Source organism: Aporhodopirellula sallentina SM41, from assembly GCF_000346505.1.
GTDB lineage: Bacteria > Planctomycetota > Planctomycetia > Pirellulales > Pirellulaceae > Rhodopirellula > Rhodopirellula sallentina.
Window position 1 is genome coordinate 1 of the sequence record NZ_ANOH01000006.1, and the last position, 7,928, is coordinate 7,928.

5 protein-coding genes are annotated in these 7,928 nt (G+C 56.7%); 4 read left to right on the forward strand and 1 reads right to left on the reverse strand.

Going from position 1 to position 7,928, the window contains the following annotated elements; all coding sequences use genetic code 11:
• Nucleotides 1-223 precede the first annotated feature (223 nt).
• Nucleotides 224-1,792 (forward strand): c-type cytochrome, encoded by a 1,569-nt coding sequence (locus RSSM_RS00425; RefSeq protein WP_008673199.1) that lies wholly within the window; start codon nucleotides 224-226, stop codon nucleotides 1,790-1,792.
• A gap of 51 nt (nucleotides 1,793-1,843) precedes the next feature.
• On the opposite strand, the gene RSSM_RS00430 is transcribed toward RSSM_RS00425, so the two are convergent.
• Nucleotides 1,844-2,731, reverse strand: a complete 888-nt coding sequence (locus tag RSSM_RS00430) for a YwiC-like family protein (protein ID WP_008673202.1) — start codon at nucleotides 2,729-2,731, stop codon at nucleotides 1,844-1,846.
• Nucleotides 2,732-3,143: 412 nt separating this feature from the next.
• Between RSSM_RS00430 and RSSM_RS00435 the strand changes: the two genes are divergently transcribed.
• The 3 genes from RSSM_RS00435 (at nucleotide 3,144) to RSSM_RS00445 (ending at nucleotide 7,836) form a co-directional block, all read left to right on the forward strand.
• Nucleotides 3,144-4,916: a TolC family protein gene (locus RSSM_RS00435; protein WP_008673206.1), complete on the forward strand. Its 1,773-nt coding sequence runs from the start codon at nucleotides 3,144-3,146 to the stop codon at nucleotides 4,914-4,916.
• 384 nt (nucleotides 4,917-5,300) lie between these two features.
• Entirely contained in the window at nucleotides 5,301-6,788 is a 1,488-nt protein-coding gene (locus tag RSSM_RS00440; protein WP_008673208.1) for a sulfatase family protein, read from the forward strand.
• Nucleotides 6,778-7,836, forward strand: coding sequence for a hypothetical protein (locus RSSM_RS00445; protein WP_008673210.1), 1,059 nt, complete (start codon nucleotides 6,778-6,780; stop codon nucleotides 7,834-7,836). The genes RSSM_RS00440 and RSSM_RS00445 overlap by 11 nt, the downstream gene beginning before the upstream one ends.
• Nucleotides 7,837-7,928: the final 92 nt, after the last annotated feature.

The following is a 7,928-nucleotide window of genomic DNA, read 5'->3' on the forward strand; positions in this document are numbered from 1 at the left end:
CTTCCATCGGAGTTGAATAAGAAGGGTTAATCATCGCGGTTGACGACGGGCATAATGACTGGTGGTGGCGATCAGGGTTCGCGCCGCTCTCTCTTGAGTCTTTTCGTGTCGTTGGCATGCCGTGGTCTTCATTCTTTCACATCTCCGAAATCGCGTTCCGCGACATCTTTCGCGCGTGAGCGTTTTATCTGCCCGCTCGCAATCCCCGCCGTGTCGACGATCAATGCGATCGCTAACGCCCGTCCCGATTGCGGCGGTCATCCTGCTAGCTGGAATTCTCCCCGCACGGGCGGAGACCGACTCCAACGAACGGTCGTCGAAGCGTGACGATATTCGATTGGTGACATCGGGACACGATGGCGGGCAATCGAACAACGTGGACGAGCACGACGATCAGGATGCAGCGACTCGAGGATATGAGTTCTTGGTTGGGAACGCTTTGTTGCCAAGTGATTTCGATCAAGAAGTCTTCGACTCGCTTTGGCAAAGTTGGCCAAAGGAACTGCGCCAGAAAGCAGAGGCAGCCTCACTCGCCGAACGTCGAACGATGGCCTTTCGACGGTACGGATTGACACCGCGTCCTTCCTCCGACGTCGGCGGAGCAACAAGCTCGAGCGGCGATCAATCGGAGCCAACGCCTCCCGATCCGGGGAAGCCGTTGCAGTACGTTGTCGACGAGGAAGGGCGTTGGACCATGAACTGCTTTTCGTGCCACGGTGGTTCTGTCTATGGAACGCCAACGCCGGGAGCACCCAACAATCGCTTTGCGTTGCAAACGTTGACCGAAGAAGTTCGACGGACCAAATTTCGTTTGGGCAAATCGCTCGGGCGGATGGAGCTCGGGTCGCTCGTTGTTCCGTTGGGGACGACTCATGGCACGACCAACGCTGTGGTGTTCGGTCAAGGATTGATGCACTACCGCGACGATGAACTGAATTTGGTACAGCGAGCCCCGGCATCGTTCACGCATCACGATATGGACGCGCCCCCGTGGTGGCACTTCTACCGACGTCCGTACATCTACATCGACGGTTTCGCTCCAAAGGGACACCGAGGTTTGATGCAGTTCGCCCTTGTTCCTGAGAATGATGCGGAGTTCTTTCGCGATAACGAAGATGCGTTTCGTGATGTCTACGCTTACCTGTCATCGCTGCGTCCGCCGAAGTATCCATTGCCGGTGGATGCGAAACTCGCGGAATCGGGGCGGCATCTTTTCAAGCAAAACTGTGCGGAATGCCATGGCACCTATGGCCATGAGAGCGACGCGGAATCGATTGCGGCGTATCCGAATCGAATGATTTCGATCGATGAGATCGGCACCGATCCCGTCCGTCATCAGGCTCTTTCCGTGGCCGGTCGCGAGCACTACGCACGCAGCTGGTTTGCGAATGCCAGTAAAGTTGCCAATAGCAGTAAAGTTGCCAATAGCAGTGAAGCCGCCGAGCAGAAGACCATCACCGAACCGGCAGGGTATGTCGCGCCGCCGTTGGATGGTGTTTGGGCGAGCGCACCGTATTTTCACAACGGAAGCGTACCGACGCTATGGCACGTGCTGAATCCGAAACAACGGCCAACAGTCTGGCGACGCGTTGCGGACGAGATCGATGCTGAGAGGATCGGATTGACGATCGAATCTGTCTCGCGTGTGCCATTGGAAGAGCCCGATGTGGCTATCCGCAGAGGCTACTTCGATACTCGCAGGTTCGGAAAGTCCGCCGCCGGTCATGACTATCCGGATGCGCTCGATGAAGGGGAGAAGAGAGCGGTGTTGGAATATCTGAAAACTCTATGAGCGAGCGACGTGTTGCACGTTGACAACACATTGAGAGCGAAACGTCGCGAGTCAAATGTCACCGAACCGCATCGCGAGGATACTCAACCACACGGCCGACACCATCGTCCCGGCAACGAGAGCCCATCCCACGCGTTTGATGTATTTTGCCGGTGGAGGGTCAACGAGCAGGTAACAGCTCATCAACAGCATTGGGACAACGGAGATCACGAACGGGTGGCCGATTGCAACCCAAACGGCAGTTGTCAGAGACAGTGCAATCACGCTCGTCCAGTGAACGACCCGAGACTTGCGTTTCTGCGCTGCGATCACTCCTCGTACGGCGATCGTGGTGGAGAAGAACCCGACCAACCAAACGGACCAAACCGCTATCGAATGCCATACGCCAAAGCCGCCGGCGAGCAGGATCGGAAGGCAGGGCACTGATAGTCCGATGACTCCACCGAGTTGACCGCCAAACGTGCGGCTGAGGGCGACGCCGCCAGACGAAGCTTGTCGTTCGATGTCGAGAATCGTTAGTCCAAAGAAGCCTGCGGCGAGGAGTCCACATCCGAATAACGCGATCCGCACGCTGGTGGTCCCCGTCGCGACCGCGGTCAGACCGCTCGCGATAACGATGCTCAACAGGATTGCGAGCCGATTGGTGGCGTGAGGTGTGTTTTGCTTGGCCCTTTTTCCGCGTTTGCCACTCGCAATCAACAGGGGTTCGTGTGCCAGGAACCCGGCGATTGCGGCGACCGCGATGCAGCATCCCGAGATCGTCGGGGATGCGATCAACAAAGACGTGGCGATCGGAATGCCCAGTATCGCATACGCGCCGTGTTCTTTCGGTTGCAACTTTGCAGCCTTCGGTGTGGGCGACCGGAAAGATGCGGCCGAGGTTTTCGACTTGGCTTGGGCGTCGATCTGTTCTGCTGGCAAGGTGGATGCGGTGCTCAACGGGTGTTCCGCCTGATGAAGTTGATGATCCGAATGCGATTTTGAAGGTCACTGGCCTTCTTGAAATGTACACAAGCATGCGCAGGTTTGCCTGCCCGATTGCCTGCGGCGTGGTGTCACATCGATGCCGACGGGACAGATGTGCATGTCTATCCGCGTGAAACGAAGCTCACATTCGCGTGTCAATCTGCGACGGTTGTGCCGGATTGTCCGGCCGCAGCACGTTGCTTCTTTTCTAACGGTCGTTCCTAAGCGATCGAATCGCCGGATCGTGTCGATAGTTTGAGAGCACGCTTTCCGTCGAGCCTCGTTCCCGCAAACCGGTCGCAGGCACGGCGATAGCGAGCTAGATGACGGACGCTGAATGGTTCAACGCCGCCCCGCACTCGCAATTTTTCGAACGTGAAAGTCCATGAAGAAACTGCTCCTTCTAGCGACCACATGTTTCCTCGCGGTGATCAGCATTACGGGGTGTGGGCACTTTCACGCGTTCAAGCGAACGTCACAAAGCAGTTTCACCATTCGGGAAAATGCAACTCCCATCAAAAGTCCGTTTCACACGGCGTCCCGTCAAAGCCCAACTCATCCTTCGGTTACGGCGTCGTCCAACGAGGACGACACGTTGCTGCAATCGCCTGACATGCGGTTGGCGGTCCCAATCATCAACATGCCATCGGTGGAAACGCCGAGGAGAGACGAACAGAACTCGGACACCGGCGAACAACGGACGATCGACCGAGTTGACTACGTGACAGGATCCGAGCCGGTGCCGCCAATGTCGTTGAGCCCAGCGACGGACGGAGAGACAGCAGACGGAGAGAATGGGGCCGCAGCGGCAGTTGTTAGCGCGAGTGAGTTCCGCGATCAGCTGCAAACGTTCGATTTCCCGCACGAAACGTTCACAGGCAATGCGACCGAAGACGTGCAGCGATCGAATCCTGGGTTTGGAGGGGGCTACATCGATGCCGCTTCCGCGTACACGTTGGCTGATGTCGAGCAAATCGCGTTAGCCAATCATCCCTCACTCGCGGCAGCCGACGCGTCGCGGAGCAAAGCCGCCGGTTTGCGACAGCAGGTGGGGACGCGTCCCAATCCGACGCTCGGGTACTTCGGTCAGCAGATGGCAGATCGCAATACCGACCAACATGGTTTCTTTGTCGAGCAAGAGTTCGTTCGAGGCAACAAACTGCAGCTCAACCAAGAAGTACTCGGGCACACGGCACGTGCGCAGGCTATGGAGCGAGAAACGCAGCGGCACCGCATTTTGACTGATGTGCGAGTTCGCTTCTATGAAGCACTGGCGGCCCAACAGAACCTCGATGCAACACGTCGCTTTATTGAGGTAGCCGACCGAGGCGTCCAGGTAGCGGAACAACGTGAACGTGCCGAAGAGGGAACGTTGATCGAAACGTTGCAGGCGAAAACACTGCTGAGTGAGGTGCGTTTGGCCGCTGAACAAGCTGAGATCCAGTATCGCGGCGCGTGGCAGGACCTCGCAGCCATTGCAGGCATCGACGGCGAAGCACCGGTTCAATTGGTCGCCGATCCGGCACCGTCGAGCGGCCCGCAGGACTGGCAGAACGTTTACGCATCGATCGTTATGCAAAGCCCGGAATTGTCCGTCGCCCAAGCGATCGTTTGCGAGAAGCAAGCGTTGCTTCGCCGGCAACGCGTGCAACACGTCCCCAACGTGACGGGGCAACTCGGAGCCGGCTACGACGTTGGTACCGACAACGGGATGATCAATCTCCAGTTGTCAGCCCCGATTCCGATCGCGAACAGAAATCAGGGTAACATCTCCGCGGCCTACGCCGACTACGTGCGAGCCACGCAGGAAGTCAAACGCATCGAGCAATCGATTCGGTCACGTTTGGCACGCACCGCACAAGAGTACGAGAGTGCTTTGACGACGGTACAGAAATACCGCGACGAAATTATCCCGCAGGCCGAGAAGAGTCTGGAACTCTCCGAAGTCGCCTATCGCGCCGGCGAACTCGATTTCCTGCAGGTGCTGGTGGTCCGGCGCACTTACTACGACGCCACGATCAAACTGATCGACGCAAAAGGGCGATTGGCGAGCGCGGCTGCGAAGGTCGACGGCTTGCTGCTGACGGGTGGTTTGGAATCGCCAGTGGATTACACCGACGGTGACGGGCTTCGCGATGCCTCGTTTGGCGGTCAGTAAACTCGGTCAATATTGCATGGCCCCTTTGAGGGCATGGCTCCTTCGTGGGTACGTCCCTTTCGTGGTGACCGCTCTTTTGTGATGGTCTGATGTTGTACGAGGGGCACGGCGTTCTTTGTTTGCATGCTCGATGGCTGCACGACCGTTGAAACTCACTTTGCGAATTCATCGCACGCTTGACGGATTGTTCGTTACAGTATGATGGCATGTGGCTGACGCGGACAATGCTTTCTCGTTAGGCGATGAGGCAGTACAACGTCTGCGTCCGCAAACGTAAGTCGGTGTTTTTGATGCAAGCATGAACTCGACTTATTGATGCTCGCTCGCAACCGCGATGTGTTGCGCACAACAGGCTCGAAGAACGAACACTAGTGAGAAATTAGCATGTCGAAATGGATCTTTTTGTTAGCTGCGGTTGTCATGCAAATGGCACCCGGAATGGTCGTGGCAGACGATCGTCCGAACATTGTTTGGATTTTTTCTGACGACCACTCCTACCAAACCATCGGTGCCTATGGGGGGCGATTGGAGTCGCTGAATCCTTCGCCGAACATTGATCGGTTGGCCGCCGAGGGGATGCGTTTCGACCGAGCCTATGTCGGTAACTCGATATGTGCACCGAGCCGGGCAACGTTGCTGACCGGACTGCACAGCCACCTGAATGGGAAGATCGACAACATCGGCCCGTTCAACCATGATCAGCAGCAGTTCCAAAAAATTCTGCAGGCCAACGGTTTCCAAACGGTCATGGTCGGAAAGATCCACCTGAGCGGGAAAATGCAGGGCTTCGACTACTGGGAAGTGCTGCCCGGGCAAGGGAACTACTACAACCCGCAGTTCATCACGGAAGAAGGCCGGACGAAGTACGAAGGCGAATACGTGACGGACGTGATCACGCGGCGTGCGGTCAATTGGCTCGAGAACGGACGTGATGAAGAGAAACCGTTCATGTTGATGGTTCATCACAAGGCGCCGCACCGGAACTGGCAACCGGCCAAGCGAGAGATGAGCCGGTATGAGGACGTCGAGATTCCTGAACCGGACAATCTGTTCGACGACTATGCGACGCGAGGCGTAGCGGCATCCGGGCAACAGATGGAGATCGATCGCCACATGAATCTCGAGAGCGATCTGAAGCTCGGCGGTCGCTACAAGGGTGACCCGCAGTATGCGTCGCGGCAAAAGTGGTTTGAGGAAAACAAACCGACGGGCATCGATTTGATCAAATGGAAGTATCAAACCTATCTCAAAGACTACCTGCGTTGCACGTGGTCGGTTGATGAGAGCGTTGGAAAAATTCTTGATACGCTCGAGGAACAAGGACTGAGCGACAATACGATCGTGATGTATAGCTCTGACCAAGGTTTCTACATGGGGGAACACGGTTGGTTTGATAAGCGTTTCATGTATGAGGAATCCTTCCGGACTCCACTGATCGCCCGTTGGCCTGGCAAGATCAAACCTGGTTCGGTGAACACTGATTTGGTGCAGAACATTGACTTTGCCGAAACGTTCCTCGATCTCGCGAAAGCTCCGATTCCGGAGGAAATGCAAGGCGAGAGTTTGGTTCCGTTGTTAGAGGGCAAGACGCCAGAGGATTGGCGTGATTCGCTCTACTACCACTACTATGAGTACCCCGCAGTTCACAGCGTGCGGCGGCACGAGGGTGTTTTTGATGGCCGGTGGAAGTTGATTCGCTATTACGGGCGAAACGTTCCCGACAACGAGGAATGGGAGTTGTTCGATTTGAAGAACGATCCGAGCGAGATGAACAACCTTGCGTCCAATCCCGAATACGCCTCTCGAATCGCGACGCTGAAAAAAGAACTCAGTCGTTTGCGTGAACAGTACGACGTTCCGAATGAAACCTAACGAGGTCGTGACGAACCACGCACCGACCACCCGCGGGTTTATCCAGTGGGTGGTCGGATTGTTCGCAGGAACGCTCGTCATTTGGGGCACGTCACCGTTGTTTGTGCGTAGCTACCATGAGCGTGTCTTTGATTCGGCAACCCAGCGTTGGGTGTATCCGGCGTCGACCGATTACCGATGGCGTAGCGAAGGATATGCCACGACGCGGATCGGTCCGCACGGGATGCCGGGTAGAACGCGTCTGCCTCCAACGAACACAAAACGGGTCATCGCCCTGTGGGGCGATTCGCAGGCGGAAGGCGTTTGCGTGGGTGACCACGAGAAGTTGTGGGCACAACTCGAAAACGCCTTTTCACCCAATGCTTCGGCGTCTTTGGCGGTGTTACCGATGGCACACAGCGGTGACGACGCGATCGACTGGACGAGCCGTTTCCGCCTTGCCGAACGGCGTCTCGGTGTGACCGAGCATGTGGTGCTGGTGTGCGAGATCGAAGACCTCGAATGTCTTGCAAGCGAGGAAGTGGATCAACCTGCGAGCGACGACGGCGGACGCAATATCGCGGGACTGGATCTCATCCCCGATTTCGTAATCCATGCGGTTCGCGGTCTCGTGTTCGACGCAGACACGAGCCAGCTTCGCCGATTGAGATTCATGCCCGGACGCGTTTGCGGTGTTGTCTCGTCAGGAAATGCCGAACCGAATGCGACAACCGTTCGCGCCGACGAGTCGTTTTCGGCCGCAGATATCGCTCGTCAGATGAGGGACGCAACCGCGCAGCCCGTTACCCTCGTGTACGCGCCTTTGGTGCCCGTTGTGATGGGAGACGAGGTCATTCGGGATGACGAACGCTCAGCCGATTTTGAAACAATCAGTGCTGCGTTGGCGGCTCACGACATCGCGGTCGTCGATTGTCGGGAAGACTTAGTGGCTGCTTCCGACTCGGGGCGATTTCCTCACGGATTTCACAACGGCAAAATCGGCAGTGGGCATCTGAATGCAACCGGCTATCGCACGATCGCAAACGCCATCGCACGGTCCAGCGACTAACATCAGCCGAACGACATTAGCCGCGGTTGGCTTTGAAGAAACCGGAACCGACGCATTTTCAACTCACCAATGCGTGAGTTTCACGGAGGTGC

Coding starts and splice junctions, on each gene's coding strand:
- RSSM_RS00425 (WP_008673199.1), top strand. CDS start 224: ATGCGATCGCTAACGCCCGTCCCGATTGCGGCGGTCATCCTGCTAGCT.
- RSSM_RS00435 (WP_008673206.1), top strand. CDS start 3,144: ATGAAGAAACTGCTCCTTCTAGCGACCACATGTTTCCTCGCGGTGATC.
- RSSM_RS00440 (WP_008673208.1), top strand. CDS start 5,301: ATGTCGAAATGGATCTTTTTGTTAGCTGCGGTTGTCATGCAAATGGCA.
- RSSM_RS00445 (WP_008673210.1), top strand. CDS start 6,778: ATGAAACCTAACGAGGTCGTGACGAACCACGCACCGACCACCCGCGGG.